This window comes from Vibrio sp. M260121 (genome assembly GCF_036533715.1).
GTDB lineage: Bacteria > Pseudomonadota > Gammaproteobacteria > Enterobacterales > Vibrionaceae > Vibrio.
Genome location: NZ_JATABF010000135.1, coordinates 1 through 389 on the forward strand (window position 1 = coordinate 1; position 389 = coordinate 389).

General features: G+C 51.9%; 1 protein-coding gene. It reads left to right on the top strand.

Annotated features, from left to right (window positions below):
• On the top strand, positions 1 to 389 hold a 389-nt coding region (locus QTO06_RS25470; protein ID WP_331410364.1), incomplete at both ends, for a Calx-beta domain-containing protein.

Below are 389 nucleotides of genomic sequence, written 5' to 3' on the forward strand. Positions count from 1 at the left end.
GATGATGACCGTCCTACCGTGGCATCGATTAGCTCAACCACGGTAAACGAAGGCGACCCAGCGACACTTGATGTGACCATGAGTAATGCAAGTACAACAGATACTGTTGTCAGCATGACGCTCGCCGATGGCACAGCAGATGGCGGTGTCGATTACACTGATACACAGGTGACGATCACTTACGCGGACAACAGCACCGAAGTTGTAGCGGTAAACCCTGACGGCTCATTTGATGTAACTGTGCCTGCCAACGACACCACATACAGCATCACCGTTAGTACAACAGATGATGACTTGTTCGAAGGCCCTGAGACCTTTACGTTGTCCGGTGCAACGGCCGTACAAACTACGCCGGCAGAGGGTACAGGTACGATTGTTGATGATGGCAG